The following is a 22,225-nucleotide window of genomic DNA, read 5'->3' as shown; positions in this document are numbered from 1 at the left end:
TGAAGACTCTGGAACATCCACCGTTCGCGGGGCCGTCGAGCGGGGGTTCGCCGAAAATGGTGAGCTTCTACACCGCACCCGGGATTGCCCGGATGATGCCGACGCGGGCCCCGCCGCCCAGGACCGGCGGCCCGGCGAGCGCGGCGTGGGCCTCGGTCCACTCGACCCCCATACGCTGGAGAATCGCCTGCGTCAGCGGCATCCGGGCCCGGTCGTGGCCGTCATCGATCTTGTAGGCGAAGGCGCGGCCGTCCGGCAGCGCGCCCGCGTGCACGCCGTCCGCCCCGATCTTGCAGACCAGCCCGGGGGTCGCGCGCATGGTCTCGAGATCGGGGGCGTCCGTGCCCGAAATCACTCGAGGATGGTGGCGAATCGCGTCCGCGACCCGGCGTTCCGGTGATCCGGGGGCCGCGGTGGCGAGGCCGGCGTAGGCGCGGGCGAGGTTGATCAGCGAGACCGGGACGATCGGCAGGCCGCAGCCGTCGATGCCGAGGTCGGTCTCGGGTTCGCCGGTGATCTCGGCGATGGTGGCCGTGACCGCCTGCTGCAGCGGATGGGAGGGGTCGAGATATCCGGTGGTCGGCCAGCCGTTGATCACACAGGTCGCCAGCATCGCGGCATGTTTGCCCGAGCAGTTCATGTAGATCTTGCGAGGGGCCGAGTGACGATCGCGCCCGGCCAGGGCCTCGGCGCGGGCCTGTTCGCCCATCGGCAGATCCGGCGGGCATTCGAGACTGTTCTCGTCGAAGCCGAAGCGGTCCAGCAGCCGCCGCACCAGCGCCAGATGGTCGGGTTCGCCGAAATGCGAGGCGGTGGCGATGGCGAGTTCCGCCTCGTCCACCGGCTCGAAGCCGTTGCGCAGCAAGGTGATCGCCTGCATGGGCTTATTGGTCGACCGCGGGAAGATCGGCAGATGCACCTCGCCCCGGGCCAGCGACGGTTCCCCGTCGGGTTCGATGATCACTACCGACCCGCGGTGCACGCATTCGCGGAATCCGGAGCGGACCACCTCCACCAGTTCTACGCTCACGGCCGATCTCCTCGTTCGGCGGTTCCGCACGCGGCCGGTACCGAAGTACCGGGCTGCGCCCCGCCGGTTAACGCTGGGGCCGGCAGCGTCCCGTTCGATGCGGAGGTGGGCGCTTCCGTATCCGCTGCCTTCTTCTGCGCTGCCTTCTTCTGAACTGCCTTCTGCTGCACTGCCGCGGCGCGAATCTCCTCGTGGAGTTCGGTATTCCGCGTCCGGTTGGCGGCCCGCCGCGCATGCCGGGCGATCTGCATGCGCACGTCCTCGGAGATCGTCGGTTCGGCGGCCAGCAGGTATTCCAGCCGTGCCGGATCGTGGCCGGTGAACAGGTCGCGCACCGTGATGCCGTGTTCGGGAATGTGGTCCACGTGCACCCGGTCGCCGGCGCCGATCGTGCCCTCGGTCAGCACTCGCAGGTAGGCGCCGGTATCGGCCTGTAGCGTGAAGCGCTTGACCCACTGCTTCTCGCCGGACCAGTGCCCGAAGGTCGCGCAGGGCACGCGCGGTGCGCTGACCTCGAGCAGCGTGTCGCCGACGCGCCAGCGTTCACCGATCACGGCATCGCTGACCGGCAGCCCGGACACCCGCAGATTCTCGCCGAACCAGCCGGGCGCCAGCGTGCGGCCCAACTGCTCGCCCCACTGCCGCGCGTCCTCGTCGGCGTAGGCGTAGACGGCCTGGTGGACGCCGCCGTGATGTTTCGTATCGCAGACGCGGTCACCGGCCAGTCCCAGGGCACGGACCGCCACCCGATCGGCGACCGGACGTTTGTCGATCGCGGTCCGGCCGACCCGGCTCACCTTCGCGGGCACCTCGATTTCGGCATGGAGCACACAGACCGCGAGTACGTGGCCGATCGCGCCGATTTCCCGGGGCGCTGCGGGCGCGCTCACCGGCCGCGCAACTTGTCCACGGCGAGCCGGCCGGCCTGCGGCTCGTCATCGGACGGGATCGAATCCGGATCGATGGCGGCGGCCATCGGGCCGGCCTCCAGCCGGGTGTCGGCGGGGATCGCGCGTTTGACCAGCGCGAGTGCGATCGGCCCGAGTTCGTAATGGTCGATCACCGTGCCGAGGCGGCCGACCGCGCGGCCGCCGGCGGTCACCGCGTCACCGGCCGTGGGCCGGGCATCGGCGGAGCCGTCCAGGTGCAGCAGCACCAGATGCCGCGGCGGTTTACCGAGATTGTGGACGCGGGCGACGGTTTCCTGCCCGCGATAGCAACCCTTGTTCAGATGGACCGCGCCGAATTCGTCCGGGCCGCCGATCCAGTGGGCCTCGTGCGGAATGGTCCGATCGTCGGTGTCGAGACCGATACGCGGGCGCAACGCCGCCACCCGCAGCGCCTCGAAGGCCCACAGCCCGGCCGGTTCGGCGCCGGCCGCGGTCAGCGCCGACCACAGCTCGCGCAGCCGGTCGCGCGGCACCACCAGCTCGTAGGAATCCTCGGTGGGCCACGGCATGCGGCGCAGGAACCCGCCGCCGGGCAGGGCGACCGCGCCGTACACCTCCGGCAGGGCGGCGACGCCCAGTGCCTCGGTCAGCTCGCTCACCCGCGGCCCGAGCAGGCTCAGGACCGCGTGGTCCGATGCGGCCTCGGGTTTGGCGTCGGCCCAGAAGACCATCTTCTGCAGGAAGTCGAGCAGAGCCGGGCCACGATCACCTTCGGTATCGATCCACACCGTGCCGTCGAGTTCGGTGAGCACGAAGTGGTGCTGGACGCGGCCGTTGAGGTCCAGATCCAGGTTCTCGGCGGACCGGCCGTCGCTCAGCTCGGCGATGTGCTGGCTGGAAATCGTGTGCAGCCAGCTCAGCCGTTCGGCGCCGGTGATCCTCGCCACGAAGCGGTGGGAACGGTCCACGACGGCCACGCGCTGGGCCGCGGCACGCTGTTCCCCGAAGGGATCGCCGTAATGCCAGGCGACCGATGCATCGGGACTTTCGGGCGGGCCGGGCACGGCCCCTGGGAGACCGAGCAGTGGACTGGGGGCGGCAACCACGGACACATTTTCCACAATAGGCGGTCGCGCCGACCCGCGCCGCGCCACGGGTTGCCGCGGGTATGCGGTGAGGATGCCGCGGATATGCCTGTCGGCGCGGGGCGCGCCCGGGCGTTGCCCGGCGATTGCGTACTCACGCCTGGAGCGCTCGATTCGCCTAGGCTGCCACGCATGGTGGATCGAGTTCTGGTGACACTCGACGGTACCGTCCGGAATCCGGACGAGCCGTTGCTCTACGCGGACGATATCGGTACGTTGCGCGGCGACGGCGTCTTCGAGACGGTGCTGGTGCGGGACGGTAAGGCGAGTGCACTGGAGTTACATCTGGCTCGGCTACGCCGCTCGGCCCAAGCGCTGGACCTGCCGGACCCGGATGTCGCCCAGTGGCGCACCGCGGTGGAGTCCGCGGTCAAGGAGTGGGGATCCGACCGCGAGGGCGTGCTGCGCATGATCGTGACGCGGGGCCGCGACGGCGCCGAGTCCAAGCGCGTCGGTTCGGGCGAACTGTCCGGCCCGGCACCGGATCTCACCGGCTACGTGCTGGTGAGCCCGGTCGCCGAGCGGGTGAGTAAGGCTCGCGCCGAAGGTATTTCGGTGATCACTCTCACTCGCGGCATTTCCACCGAACTCGCGACCACCGCCCCGTGGCTCCTACTCGGCGCCAAGACGCTCTCCTATGCGACGAATATGGCGGCGCTGCGGTTCGCGGCCCGCCAGGACGCCGACGACGTGATCTTCACCAGCACCGAGCATCGCGTGCTGGAGGGCCCGCGCTCGACGGTCGTGATCCAGCGCGACAAGCAGTTGCTCACCCCGCCCGCGCGCGACGGCGTCCTGCCCGGCATCACCCAGCGCGCGTTGTTCGCCGAGGCGGGCAAGGCAGGCTGGGACTGCAGCTACAAGTCGCTGTTCACGGCGGATCTCGTTACCGCCGACAGTGTTTGGCTACTGTCGAGCATCACGCTGGCCGCGCGAGTGGCGACGCTGGATGGGCTGCGGATGTCGGCGCCGGACTGTGCCGACGAAATCAGGGATCTGGTGAATCGCGGGATCGAACGGGCCTGGAATATCGCCGACTGGACCTGATTCGCCCTCGGTGTCGGAGCGTCGAATACGGAACCCGTTACCGCGCAGCAATAATTGTTGGAATGTCGTGACGTAGGACTCGTTGCCCCACGGCTGTTCCGGCGTAGGCTCAACTACGACATGTCGTAGTAGGTGTGGATGTCCCGCATGACACAGGAGGCCGCCGGATGGATGTCGTCGACGTCTCGCGTTGGCAGTTCGGGATCACGACCGTCTATCACTTCATCTTCGTACCGCTCACCATCGGCCTCGCGCCCATGGTCGCCGGGATGCAGACCGCATGGGTGATCACGGGGAAGGATCATTGGTACCGGCTGACGAAGTTCTTCGGCAAGTTGTTCATGATCAACTTCGCCCTCGGTGTCGCCACCGGCATCGTGCAGGAGTTCCAGTTCGGCATGAACTGGAGCGAATACTCGCGCTTCGTCGGCGACGTGTTCGGCGCCCCGCTCGCCATGGAGGGCCTGGCCGCGTTCTTCCTGGAATCGACCTTCCTGGGCCTGTGGATCTTCGGCTGGTCGCGGCTGCCGAAACTGGTCCACCTGGCCACCATCTGGCTGGTCGCGATCGGCGTGAACGCCTCCGCCTACTTCATCATCGCCGCCAACTCGTTCATGCAGCATCCGGTCGGCGCCCGCTACAACCCCGAATCCGGCCGCGCCGAACTGGAGAGCATCGGCGCACTGCTGACCAACAACACCGCGCTGGCGGCCTTTCCGCACGTCGTCGCGGGTGCTTTCCTCACCGCGGGCACCTTCGTGGCCGGTATCGGCGGCTGGTGGATGGTCCGCAACGCCCGCTCGGGCCACGCGGAGCTGCTCGCCGAGGCTCGGAGCATGTGGCGACCGGCCGCCCGCTGCGGTATGTGGGTGATCGTGATCGCCGGTATCGCGCTGGTGTTCACCGGTGACATCCAGGGCAAGCTGATGTTCAAACAGCAGCCGATGAAGATGGCCTCGGCGGAATCGTTGTGCCACACCCAAACCGACCCCGACTTCTCGGTGCTGACCGTCGGCACGCACAACAACTGCGACAGCGTCACCCACGTGATCGAGGTGCCCGGCGTGTTGCCCTATCTCGCCGAGGGCAAGTTCAGCGACGTCACGCTGCAGGGCGTCAAGGACCTTCAGCTCAGCTACAACGACAAGTACGGCCCGGGCGACTACCGGCCCAACCTGTTCGTCACCTATTGGACCTTCCGCGCCATGATCGGCTGGGCGATCGGTTCGGCCGCCATCGCGCTGCTGGGCTTCTGGATGACCCGGCGCGGGCGGATACCGGATCAGCCCTGGTTCAAGTGGCTGAGCCTGATCTGCATTCCGACGCCGTTCCTGGCCAACAGCGCGGGCTGGGTCTTCACCGAGATGGGCCGCCAGCCCTGGGTGGTCGCACCGAATCCGACCGGGAACCCGGCCATCCGGATGACAGTGCAGCAGGCCGTCTCCGGGCATACCGCCGGCACCGTGCTGACCTCGCTGATCGTCTTCACCCTGCTGTACGGCGCCCTGGCCGTCGTGTGGTTCTTCCTGATGCGGCGCTACGTGATCGAGGGGCCTGAATCGCCACCCGCGGAGACGGAAACGCCTGAGGTCGAGAAGCTTTCGTTCGCGTACTGAGGAGCCGAGGATGAGTCTGCCCGAATTCTGGTTCTTGCTGATCGGTGTCCTGTTCACCGGCTACTTCGTACTCGAGGGCTTCGATTTCGGCGTCGGAATACTGATGCCGATCGTCGGCCGCGGCGACGAAACGCGAAAACGAGTCGTACTCAACACGATCGGGCCGGTCTGGGACGGCAACGAGGTGTGGCTGATCACCGCCGGCGGTGCGATGTTCGCGGCCTTCCCGGAGTGGTACGCCAGTCTGTTCTCCGGGTTCTATCTGGCGCTGCTGCTGATTCTGGTGGCGTTGATCGTGCGTGCGGTGGCGATCGAATGGCGCGGCAAGATCCACGATCCCCGCTGGTACAAGTGGTGTGACGCCGCGATCATCTTCGGTTCCTGGGTGCCCGCCCTGGCCTGGGGGCTCGCCTTCGCGAATATCGTGCACGGGGTACAGCTCAACGGGCACAAGCAGATCGAGGGCGGTCTGCTCGGCCTGATCAATCCCTACGGACTGCTCGGCGCACTGACGCTGCTGCTGCTGTTCATCCTGCACGGCGCGGTCTTCATCGCCTTGAAGACCGGCGGCGATATTCGCGACAGCGCCGAACGGATCGCCCGCGTGATCTGGTTGCCGGCCACCGTGGTCGCCGGCGCGTTCGCGCTGTGGACGCAGGTGGCCCACGGCCAGGGCTGGACCTGGATTCCGTTGGGCGTGGCGGTCTTCGGCCTGCTGCTCGCCGGTGGTGCGGTGCTGCGGCACCGCGACGGCTGGGCGTTCACCGGCACCGCCGTCACCGTGGTCGCCGCGATCGTGCTGCTGTTCGGTGCGCTGTTCCCGTACGTGCTGCCGTCCACCATCGACGCCGCCTACGGGCTGACCGTCGACGGCCGGATGGTCGACGGACATCCCACGGTCAGCGCCTCCTCCACGCATTACACGCTGGTGGTGATGAGCTGGGTCGCGGTGGTGCTCACTCCGGTCGTGCTGATCTACCAGGGCTGGACGTACTGGGTCTTCCGCAAGCGCATCACCGTCGAGCAGATTCCGGCGCCCATCGGCCTGTCGATGCGCAGCGGCGCGCGGTAGGCCCCGATGGCCCGACCCGTCGATCCCCGGCTGTGGCGTCACGCCCGCTCGGCCCGCCGATATCTGATCCTCAGCGTGGGACTGTCGCTGGTGATCACAGCGGGCATCGTGGTCGCGGCGCTGATGCTGGCCCGGATCGTGGCGGGCGTGATCAGCGATCCCGGCCGGCGCACAATCGCCGCGTGGACCGCCGAGCTGGCGATTTTGGCGGCAGCGATCGCGGTGCGGACGGTGGCGAGCTGGTGGCAGTCGCGGCTGGCGCATCGAGCCGGCGCCCAGGTGGTCTCGGAATTGGAGAATTCCGTCCTGGCCGCCGGAGCCGCCTTGCCTCCACGCGAATTGGACCGCCGCCGTACCGAACTCGTGGTGGTGGTCGGCGACGGGCTGGGCGGTCTGCGTGCCTATCTCACCGGATATCTTCCGGCGCTGCTGCTCGCGGTGCTGGTACCGCCCATCGTGCTGACCGTGATCGCCGTGCACGATCTCACCGCGGCGATCATCATCCTGGTGACGTTGCCGCTGATCCCGATCTTCATGATCCTGATCGGGCTGATGACCCAGGGCCGCGCCGCTGACGCCCTGGCCGCCACCACCCGGCTGTCGGATCAGATGCTCGACCTGTTCGCCGGAATGCCGACGCTGCGGGCGCTCGGCCGGGAAACCGGCGCGGCCGAGGACGGTGCGCCGACCATGCGGCACCGGGTGCGCGAGCTCGGTGAGGCGCTGCACAAGCGGACCATGGCGACGCTGCGGATGGCGTTCCTGTCCTCGATGGTGCTGGAGATGCTGGCGACCCTGTGCGTGGCACTGGTCGCCGTGTCGATCGGCATGCGGCTGGTCTTCGGGCATATGGGCCTGTACGCCGGGCTGCTGGGCCTGATCCTCGCCCCGGAGGTCTATCTGCCGCTGCGTGCGGTGGGTGAGAGGTTCCATGCGGCGCAGGACGGAATGGCCGCTGCTGAACGGGCTTTCGCGATAATGGAGCCGGACCGGGCCGAGCGGGACCTCTCCGTGGGCGTCGCCGGTGCGCGGGATGTCTCGGTGGCGGCCCCCGCGCCCACCGGCCCTGCGCGAGTAGATGCCCGGCGATCCGGCGAGCCGCTCGCGGCGCGAGTCCCGGCGATGGCCGAACCGGGGACCGCAGACATCGAACTGTGTGATGTGTGGGTGCGCGCCCGGGACGGATACGCCCCCGCCGGCTTGTCGGGTGTGCTGCGACCGGGAGCGGTGACCGCCCTCATCGGTCCCAACGGCAGCGGGAAATCGACGGCGCTGCAAGTGATACTGAACCTGATGTCACCGGAACGGGGTGCGGTTCTGGCGGGCGGGCGCCCGGTCGGCGAGCTCGATCCGGACGAGTGGTGGTCGCATATCGCCTGGTTGCCGCAACGACCGGTGCTGCTGCCCGGCACCTTGCGCGAGAACCTCGAACTCTTCGGCGCGCATGCCCGTGCTGCCGGGCACGGTAGTGCCGACGGTGATCCGGCCCGCCGCGCCGAAGCCATCGACAACGCCTGCGCGGCAACGGGTTTCGACTCGGTCCTCGCCGAATTTCCGAACGGGTGGGACACCGTGGTGGGCCCCGGCGGCGTCGGTCTGTCCCTGGGCCAGCGCCAACGCCTGGCATTGGTTCGCGTGCTGGCCGCCGACCGCCCGATTCTGCTGTTCGACGAGCCCACCGCCCATCTCGACGAGCACAGTGAGGCCACGGTTCTCGCCGCCCTGACCGAGCGAGCTCACGCGGGCGCGACGGTCGTCGTGGTGGCGCACCGCCCCACCGTGCTCGCCATCGCCGATCACATCATCGAGGTACACGCGCGGCCGGAGTCGAAGCCGGCGAAACGCCATGCCGCGCAGCCGGAGCCGGCCGAACCCGCCGTCGCCCACGTATCGAGCCCGACCGTTACGGCGTCGGCAACGGTCGAAGCCGCGACCGGAGGGAAGTGGGTGCGGTGAGGTCTGTGTGGGCCGATATGAGGCAGCTGTCGCGAGTGTCGGAGATCTCCCCGTGGCGCGTGGTCGTATCGATCTGCTGGGGCACGATCGCGCTGGGCAGTGGACTCGGGTTGGCGGCGCTGGCGGCGTGGTTGATCGCACGGGCATGGCAGATGCCGCCGGTGCTGGACCTGAGCGTCGCGGTGGTCGCCGTCCGGGCGCTGGGCATCTCCCGCGGGCTGTTCCGCTACATCGAGCGGCTGGCAACCCACGACGTCGCGCTGCGCGCCATGACGACCGCCCGCACGGCGGTGTATACGGCGTTGGCGCGCACCGATATCTGGTCCCTGCGACGCGACGGCCGATCCGAGGGCGACGTCACCGGTCCGGCCGAACGTGGCGCCGACGATGCTCTCAGCGGTGCCGGTCCGTCGTCCGAGCCGCCACGATCGGGACTCCCCGGCCCGCACGACGCCGGGCGGGCCCAGCAGCGGCAGCGCCGAACAGCCCGCCTGCGGCGTCGGGAAGAAGTCGGTAGGGACTCGGGTATGGGCGCCGGCCGTGCCGGGCTGCTGCGCCGGGGCGATCTGCTCACCCGGATCGGCGCGGATATCGATGACCTGGGCGCCGTGATCGTGCGCGCGGTGGTTCCCATCGCGGTCGCGATCCTCCTGTCGCTCGCCGCCGTCGCCCTGCTCGCGACCATTTCCGTGTCGGCCGGGCTGATTCTCGCGGTGGCTCTGCTGGTTTCCGGCGGGTTCGCGCCCTGGCTGTCCGCGCGCGCGGCGCGGGACGCGGAACTGGCCGTGCAATCCGATCGTGCCGAATACCGGGCCGCGGCCGTGACCGTGCTTGATCACGCTTCCGAACTGCGGGTCGTCGGTCGGCTCGAGACGGCGATGACGGCCGCCGCGACTGCCGCCGAGCGCGCGGTGCGTGCCGAGGACCGGGCGGCCTCGCGCAGCGCGTGGGCGGCCGCGGCGACTCCGCTGTCTATCGGCGCCAGTGTTCTCGGCGCCTTGCTGATCGGAATCATGTTGTACGGCAACGGCTTCGGCGCCCCGGCCGAGCCGTTGCAGCCGGCCCCGGCCGGCGGGATCAGCCCGATGGCCTTCGCGATACTGGTGCTGCTGCCGTTGTCGGCGTTCGAGGCTGTGGGGGTGCTACCCGCCGCGGCGCAGGCTCTCACCAAGGCCCGCGCCGCCCTGCGCCACATCCGTTCCCTCGACCCGATCGAGCCGCCGTCGCGGGACGACGATCCGAACAACCGCGCCGTGGCGCCGGCCGACAGCGGCGACCGGCGTGACGGCCTGATTCACGCGTTGCCCGACCTTCCGCCGGGCCGCCGGATCGCCGTGGTGGGCCCGAGCGGGGCGGGAAAGACCACGCTGCTGATGAGCTGGGCCGGCCTGTTCGATACCCCGCGCCCCGGCCGCACCTTCTTCGCCGAGGACGCGCACGTGTTCGGCACCTCGGTCCTGGAGAACCTGCGGGTGGCCCGTGGCGACGTGACCGATGCGGAGGCCGAAAGCGCCCTGCGCGCGGTCGGTTCCGGGCCGTGGCTCGATACCCTGCCGGAGGGGCTGGATACGGATCTGGTCGGCGGCGCGGCCGCACTCTCGGGCGGGCAGCGCCGGCGTCTGCTGCTGGCACGCGCTCTCGTTGCCCCCGCCCACACCCTGCTCCTGGACGAACCCACCGAACACATGGAGGCGGCGACGGGCGCCGAACTGCTGCGCGCACTGCTCGACGAAACCAGCGATCTCGTCGACCCGGACCGCACGGTGGTCGTCGTAACCCACCAGCTGCCCGCCGATCACCGCGCCGACACCGTTGTCACGGTCGCACCCGGCGGCGCGATATCGATCACTCGCCGGGTCGCCGCCTGACTCGGCGAAAACCCAGGTCGGCGCCCGAATTCGGCTCTGCGAAAAATCCGTTGCGGCCCCTCGGTCGCGGCCGGTAGTTTCGTCTGTACACGGGAAAGGAGGTGGTTCGAAGAATGGATATTCAGAGGACGCGTGAGGTGGCTGCCGGTTGAGCGCCACAGCCGCGGTCCCCGTACCGCGGCCCGCTGCAGTGGATTCGGTCCCCGCGCGAGCGCTGAACTAATCCAAGGCAGTCACCCGGCCCCCGAGCCCCCGGTTTGTCCGACCGGGACCTGCGACGAGATCGAATCTCCGCAGGTATGGCTCGGGGGCCGTACCCGTTTCCGAGTGAGTCCCCTCATATGTCGAGATAGGCTGATGCGATGACAGTTGAGCCGCTACCCGAGTGGGTGATTCCTCCTACCGAGGGGTTCACTGTCGAGGACTTTCTGCGACTGCGCGGCTTGCCCCGGCACACCGAACTGATCGACGGAAGTCTGATCTCCGTGAGTCCGCAGCAGAAATGGCACAGCGGCGTGGTGACGATGCTGTGCAGCGAACTCGATCGGCAAGCACCGGCTGGACTGCGCGGCCGTTCCCGATCGACATCGACTTGACCGACCCCGGCCGAAGGCTTTAGGGCCGCGGCTCAGGCTCAGCCGATGTAGCGCTGCAAACGGGCGGAGAGGCGGGGCTTGAGTGCGCCGTCGGCCTCCACTCGTTCCTCGACGTAGCCGAGGTCGCCACCTTCCACGATGCCGTAGAGGCGCTTGGCGCCGCCGACCACCGCGCCGGACTGGCTGCGGATCACGACATCGGTGGCCAGCTCCCAGGACGACTGGGTGAGAGCCTGTCCGTAGAACAGTTCGACGATTCCGGAGCTGTGGGTCAGCAGGAGTTCGATGACCTCGTCGTCGCCGTCGATGCCGACCCGCCAGAATCCGCTCTCGCGCAGATCGGGGCCGGAATAGTTGCCCTCGCTGTCGATGACCCACGAACGGGAGTCCCAGGCCAAGTAGTCGCCACCGTCGTGGGAGACGATGATCTGCTGGCCGAAGTGGTAGTCGCCGCCGTGCTGGGGATCGTTGCCCTCACCCTCGCCGCGCCAGACGCCCACCAGGGGCAGCAGCGCGAGCATCGAGGCGCTCAGATCGGGACCCAGCCGCAGATTCGCGGTGTCTTCGGGCAGCGGCAGACCTGGCAGCTGCGGAATGTTGCGGCCGCCCGTGGATTTGGCGCGCTCGGCAGCCCCGGCTATCGCCTCGTCGCCACTGCGGCGAGCCGCGTCGTCGCCACTGCGGCGGGCCGTGTCGTCGCCACTGCGGCGAGCCGTGTCGTCGCCACTGCGGCGAGCCGTGTCGTCGGAGCTGCGGCGAGCCGTGTCGTCGGAGCTGCGGCGAGCCGTGTCGTCGGAGCTGCGGCGAGCCGCGTCATCCGTTTCGCGGCCCTCGGTGTGTGCCTGTGAGGCGTGGCCGTTGGTCGCGGAGTTTTCGACGTTCTCGCTCGCCGAATCGGTCACGACTCGGTGAAGAGCCGGTAGAGGACGTACAGCCCGAACCAGGCGATCAGCACGGAGCAGATGACCAGGAGAATCTCGAAGGTTAAGACCACATATCGGAGTTTAACGACCCGCTCGGCGAATACGAAAACGGCCCCGGGAAAACGAATCCCGGGGCCGTTCGCGTGCGATGAGCGCAGTTTTCGGCGCGTGCCTTCGACGCTCGGCGTCGGTATTACTTGGCGACGCTCACGTCGACGTTGTGGACGCCCGCCCCTTCGGGGCTGACCTTGGCCGATCCGTTGCCGGCCGATGACAGGGCCCGGATGGTCCAGGTGCCGGGCGCGGCGAAGAAGCGGAAATCACCGGTGCCGGAGGCCACGACCTCGGCGGTGAACTCGTCGCTCGAGTCCAGCAGGCGGACGAAGGCGCCGCCTACCGGGTTACCGTCCGCATCGAGGACGCGTCCGGTGAGGACGGTCTCCTTCTCGGTGTCGACGTTGGCCGGAAGGGCCTGACCCTGGGTAGGTGCTGCACACATATCTATTTACGCTCCCAACTCGATCGGTGCACCGACGAGGGAGCCGTATTCGGTCCAGCTCCCGTCGTAGTTCTTGACGTTCTTGTGGCCCAGCAGCTCCTGCAGCACGAACCAGGTGTGCGACGAGCGCTCACCGATGCGGCAGTAGGCGATGGTCTCCTTCTCACCGTCGAGGCCCGCTTCCTTGTAGATGGAAGCCAGTTCCTCGTCGGACTTGAAGGTGCCGTCCTCGTTCGCGGCCTTGCTCCACGGCACGTTGATGGCGCCGGGGATGTGGCCGGGACGCTGGCTCTGCTCCTGCGGCAGGTGCGCGGGAGCGAGAATCTTGCCGGAGAACTCGTCGGGCGAACGCACGTCGACGAGGTTCTTGACGCCGATGGCCTGGATGGCGTCGTCGCGGAAGGCGCGGATCGACAGGTCCTGCTCGGAGGCCTTGTAGGTGGTCGCCGGACGGGTCACCGCATCGGTCGACAGCGGGCGGGCGTCGAGCTCCCACTTCTTGCGGCCGCCGTCGAGCAGCTTGACGTTCTGGTGGCCGTAGAGCTTGAAGTACCAGTACGCGTAGGCCGCGAACCAGTTGTTGTTGCCACCGTAGAGAACGACGGTGTCGTCGTTGCCGATACCGCGGGCCGACAGCAGATCCGAGAACTGCTCCCGGTTGACGAAGTCACGCCGAACCGGATCCTGCAGATCCTTCTTCCAGTCGATCTTGACGGCACCCTCGATGTGGCCCGTGTCGTAGGCGGAGGTGTCCTCGTCGACCTCGACGATCACGACGCCGGGGGTGTTGAGGTTCTCTTCGACCCAGTCTGCGGAGACCAGGACATCGGAGCGAGCCATGTTGTTCCTTTCGATGTGACTTGCCGGGGTATGTGGAGAGATGAGGTGTGGTTCGTAGGGGCGGTCAGTTCGCCGAGTTGCTCGTCGTGAGCGGGGTGCGCGCACCGAGCCGCTGGGTGAGCGGGTAGATCTTGCAGCCCAGGCAGATTCCGAACGCCGCGTTGAGGAACGCCGCGAACAGCGCGAAGGCGGTGAAGACCGCGCCCACCACGCCGGCCCCGGCCGCGAAGCCGATGAAACCGACGATCGCGAAGACGAAACCGACCAACTGTGCGAACCGCAGCGGCGGCACCGGCTCGGTTTCGGTCGCCGGGCCGATGCGCGGCGCGACGAAGGTGGCGAAGACCCAGCCGTAGGGGCTGCGCCGCGGACCGTACAGCGCGCCGAGGGCGAAGACGATCGCTTGCAGGGCGATCAGCACCGCGGCGGCGGCCGTCGAAAACGCGGAGACGATCAGGACCAGTACGAGGACACCGGTGGTTATCCACGCCGCGAATCGCGGTCCGCGGACGTCCACCTGACCGGTGGGTGAGTTGGTGTTCTGAGGCACGGGGGCTCCTGCGCTGAAGGAAGGCTTATCTGGCTTATCCGGTTGCGGGTTATCCGTCAGATAGGTCGGATCACCGGGGGATCGACGAGATCTCACACGCGGTGGAGAAACCGGTCGGCGGCAGGGATACGAAAGGCCGACCGGCTACATGCACAGGCAGCAACAACCGCCGAGGCGGCACAGATCGACTGTGCGGCGTCGGGTGAGCATCAGCTCTCGGCGGGTTTGCACGCCAAGCAGTTTACCCGGTTTCGGGAGGGAATTGGACCCGGGGTACGAAACTCGGGCGGACGCCGGGCGCGCGGACGGCGCCCGCACCGGTCCGAGCAACGCCGGAAAAGCCCTTGTGAGCAGGAAGTTCAGGCCGCCTCTGGAACTGTCAGCGGAGCCAGTGCGCTACGCAGGTCCGTGGCCTTGGGCACACCGGAGATCCGGAACCGCTCACGCCCGTGGGCGTCGAAGACGAACGTGGTGGGCAGCGACAGGACATTGAGCTCGCGCGCCAGGTCGGCCTCGGTGTCGATATCGATCTCGACGTCGCGGGGCGGCTGCACGGTATCGGCCAGATCGGCGACGACCCCGGCCACCACCCGCCGGACCGCGGCGCATGGACCGCACCATTCGGCGGAGAAATGCAGGACCGTCGGCACCGCCTCGGTGACACCGACGGCGCTGAGCAGTTCGGTGCGCGAACCCGCGATCTCGGTGGTCTTGGCCGTCCGCACGCGGCCCTCGCGGTAACGCAGGGCGGCACCCGCGGCCACCCCGGCCAGCAGGACGACGGCCAGAATCGTGAGTTCAATCATGGTCGGGCAAACCTGTCCATATCAATGCGAATATTCTCCCCTTCCCCCTCTACCACGATATTGCCCCCGATGGCCTGCACCTTCTTCGGGGGCACCCCGAACGGCAGATCCTTGGTGTCGATGGTGCGGGTGAAGCGGGCCAGTACGGCGGCCTTGTCCAGGTCGGGGCCCAGTTCCGCGGCGGTGGTGGTGGGCGCGGTGGTGTCCACGCCGCCGTGATACAGGTCGGTGGCGACCAGTTTGATCTGATCACCGTCGAGGAACAGATCGGCCTTCACGCTCACCCGGTCGGTACTGCGGGTCTCCGGGCCGAGCTGGATGGTGCCGGTGAGGACCAGGGCGCCCTGGGTGGTCATGCCCGAGCCGCCGGAACCGCCGGTGCCGTCGGATTTGTCGGCCGGGCGGGTGACCACCTCGAGGTCCGGAATGTTGAACAGCCGCCCGAGCTCGACCGGTTCGATCCGCATCCGGCCGGCTACCTGGTCGACCATCACCGAGCGCATGTCGTTGTCCACCAGATCGTGCATCGATAGGTGGACACCGTTCAGCGTGGCTTCGACGAGAATCTCACCGGGGATGTCGGGCCGGTTCGCGCGCGCCCGGATCTCGAGATTGCGGTAGTCACCGCGCGCGGTCTGGGCCAGGAACGGGAATCCGTGAATGGTCACTTCGGGGTCGGCGCTGAGTTCACCGCCGGCGCGCAGCGACCGCGATACCCGGTACTCCGAGTAGGCCGCCGCAGTGAAATCGACCACTACGGCGATCGCGACCACCAGCAGCAGCCCGACGATCAGTTTTCTCATCCACATGCTCCGAGTTCAGGCCGTCCGGGCGCGCGGAACACTGCGGTCGCGCGCGGAGCGGTACGAGGCGTGGGCGTCTCGAGGAGAGGTTACCCGGTACGAAGATATCTGCCCGGACCACGCGGGCGCGCGGGCGTGGGCGCGGCGGCGGCCATCACCGCTGGTCTCCGCGCGGGTGCGGCGGAGTGCGGAATACATGACCGGCGCCCTGCACGCGCTAATGTAGGCACGAATTACCTGTGCCGACGCGCATGGATTCGCGATTGACGTCGAGGTTGCCCGCGGACATGCCAGATTGGGAGGAGAGCCGGTGGAGCTGCTCCTGCTGACCTCCGATCCGAACCCGGAAGCGGTGCTGCCGTCTCTGGCGCTGCTCCCGCACAATGTGCGGCCCGCGCCCACCGAGGTGGCATCGCTGCTCGAAGCGGGTACCGCGGATGTGGCTCTGGTCGATGCCCGCACCGATCTGGCCGCCGCGCGCGGACTGTGCAGACTGCTCGGCAGCACCGGATCCTCGGTGCCGGTGGTGGCGGTGCTGACCGAGGGCGGTCTGGTCGCGGTCAATGCCGATTGGGGGCTGGACGACATCCTGCTGCCGGGAACCGGCCCGGCGGAACTCGATGCCCGGTTGCGCCTGCTGGTCGCCCGCAACGGCGGCGCGGCCAGCCCGGAGAACACCGGCAAGATCACGCTCGGCGAACTGGTCATCGACGAGGGCACCTACACCGCGCGATTACGCGGCCGCCCGCTCGACCTGACCTACAAAGAATTCGAGCTGCTGAAATATCTCGCCCAGCACGCCGGCCGGGTCTTCACCCGTGCCCAGTTGCTGCAGGAGGTCTGGGGTTACGACTTCTTCGGCGGCACCCGCACGGTCGATGTGCACGTGCGGCGGCTGCGGGCCAAACTCGGCAGCGAGTACGAATCCCTGATCGGCACCGTCCGCAACGTCGGTTACAAGGCGGTTCGCCCGGCGCGCTCGGCCACCAACAAGGGCGGCGAGCAGGCGGCCGGCTTCCCGGACGAGGGCGACGACGGCGCCGACGACTCGCAGTTGACGCAGGTCAACGGAAGTCCCTCGTGAGTTCGCCGGCAGACCGGGGCGCGGTGGGCGAGGAATCGGTGTGCTTCCTCGCGGCGCGGACGATCGGCTTCGAAAACGATTGCGGCGAAACGAAAGCGGTCGCCGAGACAACGGACCGCCGCAGCCGGGAATCACGGCGGTAGCCGAGCCTGTTGTCGGAGGGGCCGGTGTGGGAGGGGCCGGTTGTCGGAATGGCCGGTTGCCGGCGGAACGGAATCGGATGAGTGAGGGATGGGTGTGAGCGTGCAGGTGCCGGAGTGGACCACCGAATTGGCCCCAGCGACCGCCGCGAGGATCGTCGAGTTGCTGGAACGCGCGGGTGCCGCCGACGGAGTCGCGCCGATCTCCGAACAAGCAGTGCTCTCGGTGACCGCGTCCGGCACGGTCGAGTCGGCCACCGCCCCTGCCGGTCCCGCTGCCACCGACTCCGGCTCCGCGGCCCCGGCATCGCCCGAAACCGACCCCGCCGCTGCCGATCACGACCACGGCGATGTCGAACCGCCGACCGGCAGGACGCGCCATCTCCCCGTCGAGCGCGACGGCGAACTCGTCGCGTACGCGAATCTCGTTCCGGCGCACGGTGATCACCCGGCGATGGCCGAGGCGGTGGTGGATCCGCGGGCGCGCGGGCGCGGGATCGGCGCGACGCTGGTCGCGGCGGCCCTGCAAGCGGGTGGTCCGGGTGCGCGGATCTGGGCGCACGGCAATCTGGCGCCGGCGCGGGCGGTGGCCGGCCGGCTCGGGCTGACGATCGCACGCGAGCTGTGGCAGATGCGGCGGCCCCTGACACAGGCTCCGGACGGCGATCAGGCAACCGTCGAGCTACCGGAGCTGGAGGTGCCTGCCGACATCGTGCTGCGGACCTATGCCGGGCCCGCAGACGACGCGGAGATCCTGCGGGTCAACAACGCCGCCTTCGACTGGCATCCCGAACAGGGCGGCTGGACCGAGGCCGAGATCGCGGTCCGACGGGCGGCGCCCTGGTTCGACCCGAAGGGCCTGTTCATCGCCGCCGATCCCGCGGACCCCTCGCATATCCTGGGCTTTCACTGGACCAAGGTGCACGAGCCGGACGAGACCTCCGACGCGGTCGGCGAGGTCTACGTGGTGGCCATCGATCCGGCCGCGCAGGGCCGCGGTCTGGGGCGCGTGCTGACCCTCGCGGGCCTGCACTACCTGCGCGATCGGGGTCTCGGCGCGGTGATCCTCTATACCGAGGCCGACAACACCGCGGCGGTGCACACCTATACCCGTCTCGGGTTCGAGACGGCCCACATCGACGCCGCCTACACTGCTCGTTGATACCCTCGCAGTAACACTGCGGCAAATCTCACAGGTTCGAACCGCAATCGCGCCGGGTTGTTCACTCTGCGTTCACTTGCCCAGGTCCCGCTGTCAACCGGGCGAATCTACCTTGATCGTGGGCGGCATTCGCTGCTCGGTGCGCAAGTTCTCTGCGAACGGCCACCCACAGGACTCGTCCGGTCGTTGAGGGATCGGACGCGTACGAAGCGTTTCCCGGAGGAACAGGTGAATTTCAAGCGCAGCGGCGCTCTCCTCGGCGTGCTGGCGGCAGCCGGCACTCTGACACTGACTGCCTGTGGTAGCGACGACAACTCGGCCGCGACCGGTAACGCCACCAAGGTCGATGTGGCCTGCGGTGGCAAGAAGGCTCTCAAGGCCAGCGGATCCTCCGCTCAGAAGAACGCGATGGACCGCTTCATCGCCGCCTACGAGCAGAACTGCGACGGCGCCAAGTTGGACTACACCTCCAGCGGCTCCGGCGCCGGCGTGAACGAGTTCGTCGGCGGTCAGACCGATTTCGGTGGTTCGGACTCGGCGCTGGACCCGAAGAAGGACGAGCCGAAGAAGGCCGCCGACCGCTGTGGCGCACCGGCCTGGAACCTGCCGACGGTCTTCGGACCGATCGCCATCACCTACAACCTCGACGGTGTCACCAACCTGACCCTCGACGGCCCGACGGCGGCGAAGATCTTCAACGGCACCATCACGAAGTGGGACGACCCGGCGATCAAGGGCCTGAACCAGGGCGTGAACTTGCCTTCGGACCAGATCCACGTGATCTTCCGCAGTGACGAGTCGGGCACCACCGACAACTTCCAGCGCTACCTGGACGCCGCCTCCAACGGCGCGTGGGGCAAGGGCGCCGGCAAGGCGTTCGCCGGCGGTGTCGGCGAGGGCGCGAAGGGCAACGAGGGCACCTCGGCCGCCATCAAGAGCACCAAGGGCTCCATCACCTACAACGAGTGGTCCTTCGCGCGGTCGCAGAACCTGTCCACCGCGCAGATCATCACCGATGCCGCCGTGAAGCCGGTGCCGCTGAACGCGGAGTCGGCCGGTAAGGCCATCGCCGCCGCGAAGATCGTCGGTGAGGGCAACGACCTGATCATCGACACCAACTCGTTCTACAAGCCGACCGATCCGGGCGCCTACCCGATCATGCTGGCCACCTACGAGATCGTGTGCTCGAAGTACGCCGACGCCGACACCGGCAAGGCCGTCAAGGCGTTCCTGACCTCGGCGATCACCAACGGTCAGAACGGACTCGAGGACTCCGGCTACGTGCCGATCCCGGATGCGTTCAAGACCAAGCTGACCACCGCGATCAACGCCATCTCCTGATTGCGAAACCCCAATGACCGTCCACGACGAAGTCACCGCCGCGGGCCAGTCGGATTCGACCGGCCCGCGGTCGGGCAATGAAGTCCCGCCGGGAGATACTTCCTCCATGCCGAGTGAGTCGAGCAACAAGCCGGCCGGTCGCGACACCGGCGGCGACAGCCGCCGGGGAGAGACCGTTTTCCGTTCCCTGGCCACGGCCGCCGGGGCGACGATCGTCGCGGCGATCGCGCTCATCGCGCTGTTTCTGCTGATTCGCGCGGTGCCGTCGGTCGCGGCGAACAAGGCGAACTTCTTCACCAGTGCCGAGTTCAACGTCACCAATGCCGACAACATGCACTTCGGCATCCGCGACCTGTTCATGGTCACGGTGCTGAGTTCGCTGCTGGCATTGCTGATCGCCGTGCCGCTCGGCGTCGGTATCGCGCTGTTCCTGACGCAGTACGCGCCGAAGGTGCTGTCGCGTCCGTTCGCGATGCTGGTGGATCTGCTCGCGGCGGTGCCTTCGATCGTGTTCGGTCTGTGGGGTTTCCTGGTGCTGGCCGAGAAGCTGGCGCCCTTCGAGCAGTTCCTGAACGACAAACTGGGCTGGTTCTTCCTGTTCAAGGACGGCAACGTGTCCATCAGCGGCGGTGGCACGATCTTCACCGCTGGTGTCGTGCTCGCGGTGATGATCCTGCCGATCATCACCTCGGTCAGCCGCGAGGTCTTCCATCTGACTCCCCGCGCGCACATCGAGGCCGCGCAGGCCCTGGGCGCCACCAAGTGGGAGGTGGTGCGGATGACCGTGCTGCCGTACGGCCGCAGCGGTGTGATCGCCGGTTCCATGCTGGGGCTCGGCCGCGCGCTCGGTGAAACCATCGCGGTGCTGATCGTGCTGCGCACCGCCGCGTCCCCCGGCCACTGGTCGCTGTTCGACGGTGGCTACACCTTCGCCTCCAAGATCGCCTCGGCCGCTTCGGAATTCAGCCAGGCGCTGCCGACCGGCGCCTATATCGCGGCGGGCTTCGTACTGTTCGCGTTGACCTTCGTCGTCAATGCCCTGGCTCGGATCGCCGCCGGCGGGAAGGTGAACGGGTGATGACCACCACGTTGGACAAGCCGATCAAGGCGCCCACGTTCCGCCACGTGAGCATGGGCCGCAAGGTCCGCAACAACCTCGCCACCTCGGTCATGTGGCTATGCTTCGGCATCGCGCTGGTCCCGCTGGGCTGGGTGCTGATTCTGGTGCTGAGCAAGGGTTTTCACGCGATCGTCACCAGCGGTTGGTGGACCAAGTCGCAGAAGGGCGTGCTGCCCGACCAGTTCGCGGGCGGTGTGTACCACGCGATCTACGGAACGATCGTGCAATCCGCGGTCGCCGCGGTGATCGCGGTGCCGCTGGGCATCATGGCCGCCGTGTATCTGGTCGAGTACGGCCGCGGCTGGCTGGCGAAGACGACCACCTTCATGGTCGACATCCTCGCCGGTGTGCCCTCGATCGTGGCCGCGCTGTTCGTCTTCGCGCTGTGGATCGCCACCTTCGGTTTCCCGCAGTCGGCCTTCGCGGTGTCGCTGGCGCTGGTGCTGCTGATGTTGCCGGTGGTGGTGCGCAGCACCGAGGAAATGCTCAAACTCGTGCCCGACGAATTGCGCGAGGCCTCCTACGCCCTGGGCATCCCGAAATGGAAGACGATTCTGCGGATCGTCGTGCCGACCGCTCTGCCCGGCATGATCAGCGGTATGTTGCTGGCGGTCGCCCGCGTCATGGGGGAGACCGCGCCGGTGCTGGTCCTCGTCGGCTATTCGAAGTCGATCAACTTCGACATCTTCAACGGAAACATGGCGTCGCTGCCGCTGATGATCTACCAGGAACTGGCCAACCCGGAAGCGGCCGGCCGGATGCGAGTGTGGGGCGCGTCGCTGACGCTGATCCTGATCATCGCCCTGCTGTACATCGGCGCGGCCGTGGTCAACAAACTGCTCACGCGGAATCGATAGAAGCGAACGGAATACGACAATGGCCAAGCGGATCGACGTCAAAGATCTCAACATCTACTACGGCAAATTTCATGCCGTATCCGATGTGTCGCTGACCGTATTGCCGCGCAGCGTTACCGCTTTCATCGGTCCGTCCGGTTGCGGTAAGTCGACGGTGCTGCGTTCGCTCAACCGCATGCACGAGGTGACACCGAACGCCCGCGTCGAGGGCGCGGTGCTGCTCGACGGCGAGGACATCTACGGCTCCGCGGTCGACCCGGTCGGCGTGCGGCGCACCATCGGCATGGTGTTCCAGCGTCCGAACCCGTTCCCCACCATGTCGATTCGCGACAATGTGGTGGCCGGGCTGAAGCTGCAGGGTGTGCGCAACCGCAAGGAGCTCGATGAGGTCGCCGAGCGCTCGCTGCGTGGCGCCAACCTGTGGAACGAGGTGAAGGATCGTCTCGACAAGCCGGGTGGTGGCCTGTCCGGCGGCCAGCAGCAGCGTCTGTGCATCGCCCGCGCGATCGCGGTCTCGCCCGATGTGCTGCTGATGGACGAGCCGTGTTCGGCGCTGGACCCGATCTCCACGCTGGCGATCGAGGATCTGATCTCCGAGCTGAAGAAGGAGTACACGATCGTCATCGTCACCCACAACATGCAGCAGGCCGCGCGTGTGAGTGACCAGACGGCGTTCTTCAACCTGGAGGCCCAGGGCAAGCCGGGCAAGCTCATCGAAATCGACGAGACCGAGCGGATCTTCTCCAATCCCACCCAGAAGGCGACCGAGGACTACATCTCCGGCCGCTTCGGGTGAGTCTCCCGCGTCGCTGAGCCCTGTGATCGCGGGCTGAGTTCCATCCGTGGTTCCATCCGTGTTTCGAAACCCCGTCCCTGGTGG

General features: G+C 67.9%; 20 protein-coding genes and 1 pseudogene. 12 read left to right on the top strand and 9 right to left on the bottom strand.

Annotation, left to right across the window (positions count from 1 at the left end; genetic code table 11):
- Nucleotides 1-67: 67 nt before the first annotated feature.
- From C5E41_RS01220 to ygfZ, 3 genes and pseudogenes are all read right to left on the bottom strand, one after another.
- Entirely contained in the window at nucleotides 68-1,030 is a 963-nt protein-coding gene (locus C5E41_RS01220; RefSeq protein ID WP_104373969.1) for an asparaginase, read from the bottom strand.
- Between the two features lie 224 nt (nucleotides 1,031-1,254).
- Nucleotides 1,255-1,893: pseudogene (locus tag C5E41_RS01215) on the bottom strand (MOSC domain-containing protein); the annotation flags it as partial.
- Between the two features lie 23 nt (nucleotides 1,894-1,916).
- Complete coding sequence (gene ygfZ / locus C5E41_RS01210; RefSeq protein ID WP_439956336.1) at nucleotides 1,917-3,032, bottom strand: CAF17-like 4Fe-4S cluster assembly/insertion protein YgfZ; 1,116 nt, start codon at nucleotides 3,030-3,032, stop codon at nucleotides 1,917-1,919.
- Nucleotides 3,033-3,197: 165 nt separating this feature from the next.
- Here ygfZ and C5E41_RS01205 point away from each other — a divergent pair, with 165 nt between their 5' ends.
- From C5E41_RS01205 to C5E41_RS01180, 6 genes are all read left to right on the top strand, one after another.
- A complete protein-coding gene (locus tag C5E41_RS01205) occupies nucleotides 3,198-4,112 on the top strand; it encodes an aminodeoxychorismate lyase (protein WP_104373968.1) in 915 nt (304 codons plus the stop codon).
- A gap of 167 nt (nucleotides 4,113-4,279) precedes the next feature.
- Entirely contained in the window at nucleotides 4,280-5,728 is a 1,449-nt protein-coding gene (locus C5E41_RS01200; protein WP_104373967.1) for a cytochrome ubiquinol oxidase subunit I, read from the top strand.
- Between the two features lie 10 nt (nucleotides 5,729-5,738).
- Nucleotides 5,739-6,800 carry a cytochrome d ubiquinol oxidase subunit II gene (gene cydB, locus C5E41_RS01195; protein WP_104373966.1) on the top strand — a complete coding sequence of 354 codons (1,062 nt, stop codon included), beginning with the start codon at nucleotides 5,739-5,741 and terminating at the stop codon, nucleotides 6,798-6,800.
- A 6-nt stretch (nucleotides 6,801-6,806) separates the two neighbouring features.
- Nucleotides 6,807-8,756 (top strand): thiol reductant ABC exporter subunit CydD, encoded by a 1,950-nt coding sequence (gene cydD / locus C5E41_RS01190; RefSeq protein WP_104373965.1) that lies wholly within the window; start codon nucleotides 6,807-6,809, stop codon nucleotides 8,754-8,756.
- A gap of 17 nt (nucleotides 8,757-8,773) precedes the next feature.
- Complete coding sequence (gene cydC, locus C5E41_RS01185) at nucleotides 8,774-10,624, top strand: thiol reductant ABC exporter subunit CydC (RefSeq protein ID WP_258080674.1); 1,851 nt, start codon at nucleotides 8,774-8,776, stop codon at nucleotides 10,622-10,624.
- A 362-nt stretch (nucleotides 10,625-10,986) separates the two neighbouring features.
- Nucleotides 10,987-11,220 carry a hypothetical protein gene (locus C5E41_RS01180; RefSeq protein ID WP_104373964.1) on the top strand — a complete coding sequence of 78 codons (234 nt, stop codon included), beginning with the start codon at nucleotides 10,987-10,989 and terminating at the stop codon, nucleotides 11,218-11,220.
- 38 nt (nucleotides 11,221-11,258) lie between these two features.
- On the opposite strand, the gene C5E41_RS01175 is transcribed toward C5E41_RS01180, so the two are convergent.
- The 6 genes from C5E41_RS01175 to C5E41_RS01150 all read right to left on the bottom strand — a co-directional run bounded on the left by C5E41_RS01175 (nucleotide 11,259) and on the right by C5E41_RS01150 (nucleotide 15,641).
- The gene (locus C5E41_RS01175; protein ID WP_104374177.1) at nucleotides 11,259-11,861 is read right to left on the bottom strand and encodes an FABP family protein; all 603 of its coding nucleotides are present in this window, start codon (nucleotides 11,859-11,861) and stop codon (nucleotides 11,259-11,261) included.
- Nucleotides 11,862-12,336: 475 nt separating this feature from the next.
- The gene (locus C5E41_RS01170) at nucleotides 12,337-12,642 is read right to left on the bottom strand and encodes a DUF1416 domain-containing protein (protein WP_036497793.1); all 306 of its coding nucleotides are present in this window, start codon (nucleotides 12,640-12,642) and stop codon (nucleotides 12,337-12,339) included.
- A 6-nt stretch (nucleotides 12,643-12,648) separates the two neighbouring features.
- On the bottom strand, nucleotides 12,649-13,482 hold the full coding sequence (locus C5E41_RS01165; RefSeq protein WP_063018087.1) for a sulfurtransferase: 834 nt from the start codon (nucleotides 13,480-13,482) through the stop codon (nucleotides 12,649-12,651).
- A gap of 64 nt (nucleotides 13,483-13,546) precedes the next feature.
- On the bottom strand, nucleotides 13,547-14,032 hold the full coding sequence (locus tag C5E41_RS01160; protein WP_258080653.1) for a DUF4395 domain-containing protein: 486 nt from the start codon (nucleotides 14,030-14,032) through the stop codon (nucleotides 13,547-13,549).
- A 359-nt stretch (nucleotides 14,033-14,391) separates the two neighbouring features.
- Nucleotides 14,392-14,838 carry a TlpA family protein disulfide reductase gene (locus C5E41_RS01155; protein WP_104373962.1) on the bottom strand — a complete coding sequence of 149 codons (447 nt, stop codon included), beginning with the start codon at nucleotides 14,836-14,838 and terminating at the stop codon, nucleotides 14,392-14,394.
- Nucleotides 14,835-15,641, bottom strand: a complete 807-nt coding sequence (locus tag C5E41_RS01150) for an LmeA family phospholipid-binding protein (RefSeq protein ID WP_030517446.1) — start codon at nucleotides 15,639-15,641, stop codon at nucleotides 14,835-14,837. The genes C5E41_RS01155 and C5E41_RS01150 overlap by 4 nt, the downstream gene beginning before the upstream one ends.
- A gap of 310 nt (nucleotides 15,642-15,951) precedes the next feature.
- On the opposite strand from C5E41_RS01150, the gene C5E41_RS01145 reads away from it, so the two are divergent.
- From C5E41_RS01145 to pstB, 6 genes are all read left to right on the top strand, one after another.
- Nucleotides 15,952-16,725 (top strand): winged helix-turn-helix transcriptional regulator, encoded by a 774-nt coding sequence (locus C5E41_RS01145; RefSeq protein ID WP_104374176.1) that lies wholly within the window; start codon nucleotides 15,952-15,954, stop codon nucleotides 16,723-16,725.
- A gap of 231 nt (nucleotides 16,726-16,956) precedes the next feature.
- The gene (gene mshD, locus C5E41_RS01140; protein ID WP_104373961.1) at nucleotides 16,957-18,027 is read left to right on the top strand and encodes a mycothiol synthase; all 1,071 of its coding nucleotides are present in this window, start codon (nucleotides 16,957-16,959) and stop codon (nucleotides 18,025-18,027) included.
- A 228-nt stretch (nucleotides 18,028-18,255) separates the two neighbouring features.
- Nucleotides 18,256-19,368, top strand: coding sequence for a phosphate ABC transporter substrate-binding protein PstS (gene pstS, locus C5E41_RS01135; RefSeq protein ID WP_104373960.1), 1,113 nt, complete (start codon nucleotides 18,256-18,258; stop codon nucleotides 19,366-19,368).
- Between the two features lie 106 nt (nucleotides 19,369-19,474).
- A complete protein-coding gene (gene pstC, locus C5E41_RS01130) occupies nucleotides 19,475-20,446 on the top strand; it encodes a phosphate ABC transporter permease subunit PstC (RefSeq protein WP_104374175.1) in 972 nt (323 codons plus the stop codon).
- Entirely contained in the window at nucleotides 20,446-21,345 is a 900-nt protein-coding gene (gene pstA, locus C5E41_RS01125; RefSeq protein ID WP_104373959.1) for a phosphate ABC transporter permease PstA, read from the top strand. The genes pstC and pstA overlap by 1 nt, the downstream gene beginning before the upstream one ends.
- Nucleotides 21,346-21,364: 19 nt before the next feature.
- Nucleotides 21,365-22,141, top strand: coding sequence for a phosphate ABC transporter ATP-binding protein PstB (gene pstB, locus C5E41_RS01120; RefSeq protein WP_036497807.1), 777 nt, complete (start codon nucleotides 21,365-21,367; stop codon nucleotides 22,139-22,141).
- The last annotated feature ends 84 nt before the right edge of the window (nucleotides 22,142-22,225 follow it).

The organism is Nocardia nova, from assembly GCF_002933465.1.
GTDB lineage: Bacteria > Actinomycetota > Actinomycetes > Mycobacteriales > Mycobacteriaceae > Nocardia > Nocardia nova_B.
The sequence above is the reverse complement of the archived record's forward strand: the minus strand, read 5'-3'. Positions and strand labels throughout refer to the sequence as shown.

Bases quoted from the DNA above. Each gene is read 5' to 3' on its own strand.
- C5E41_RS01200 (WP_104373967.1), top strand. From the start codon at position 4,280: ATGGATGTCGTCGACGTCTCGCGTTGGCAGTTCGGGATCACGACCGTC.
- C5E41_RS01150 (WP_030517446.1), bottom strand. From the start codon at position 15,641: ATGAGAAAACTGATCGTCGGGCTGCTGCTGGTGGTCGCGATCGCCGTA.
- C5E41_RS01180 (WP_104373964.1), top strand. From the start codon at position 10,987: ATGACAGTTGAGCCGCTACCCGAGTGGGTGATTCCTCCTACCGAGGGG.
- cydC (WP_258080674.1), top strand. From the start codon at position 8,774: ATGAGGCAGCTGTCGCGAGTGTCGGAGATCTCCCCGTGGCGCGTGGTC.
- pstC (WP_104374175.1), top strand. From the start codon at position 19,475: ATGCCGAGTGAGTCGAGCAACAAGCCGGCCGGTCGCGACACCGGCGGC.
- C5E41_RS01205 (WP_104373968.1), top strand. From the start codon at position 3,198: ATGGTGGATCGAGTTCTGGTGACACTCGACGGTACCGTCCGGAATCCG.
- pstA (WP_104373959.1), top strand. From the start codon at position 20,446: ATGACCACCACGTTGGACAAGCCGATCAAGGCGCCCACGTTCCGCCAC.
- mshD (WP_104373961.1), top strand. From the start codon at position 16,957: ATGGGTGTGAGCGTGCAGGTGCCGGAGTGGACCACCGAATTGGCCCCA.
- cydD (WP_104373965.1), top strand. From the start codon at position 6,807: ATGGCCCGACCCGTCGATCCCCGGCTGTGGCGTCACGCCCGCTCGGCC.
- pstB (WP_036497807.1), top strand. From the start codon at position 21,365: ATGGCCAAGCGGATCGACGTCAAAGATCTCAACATCTACTACGGCAAA.
- C5E41_RS01170 (WP_036497793.1), bottom strand. From the start codon at position 12,642: ATGTGTGCAGCACCTACCCAGGGTCAGGCCCTTCCGGCCAACGTCGAC.
- cydB (WP_104373966.1), top strand. From the start codon at position 5,739: ATGAGTCTGCCCGAATTCTGGTTCTTGCTGATCGGTGTCCTGTTCACC.
- C5E41_RS01165 (WP_063018087.1), bottom strand. From the start codon at position 13,482: ATGGCTCGCTCCGATGTCCTGGTCTCCGCAGACTGGGTCGAAGAGAAC.
- C5E41_RS01155 (WP_104373962.1), bottom strand. From the start codon at position 14,838: ATGATTGAACTCACGATTCTGGCCGTCGTCCTGCTGGCCGGGGTGGCC.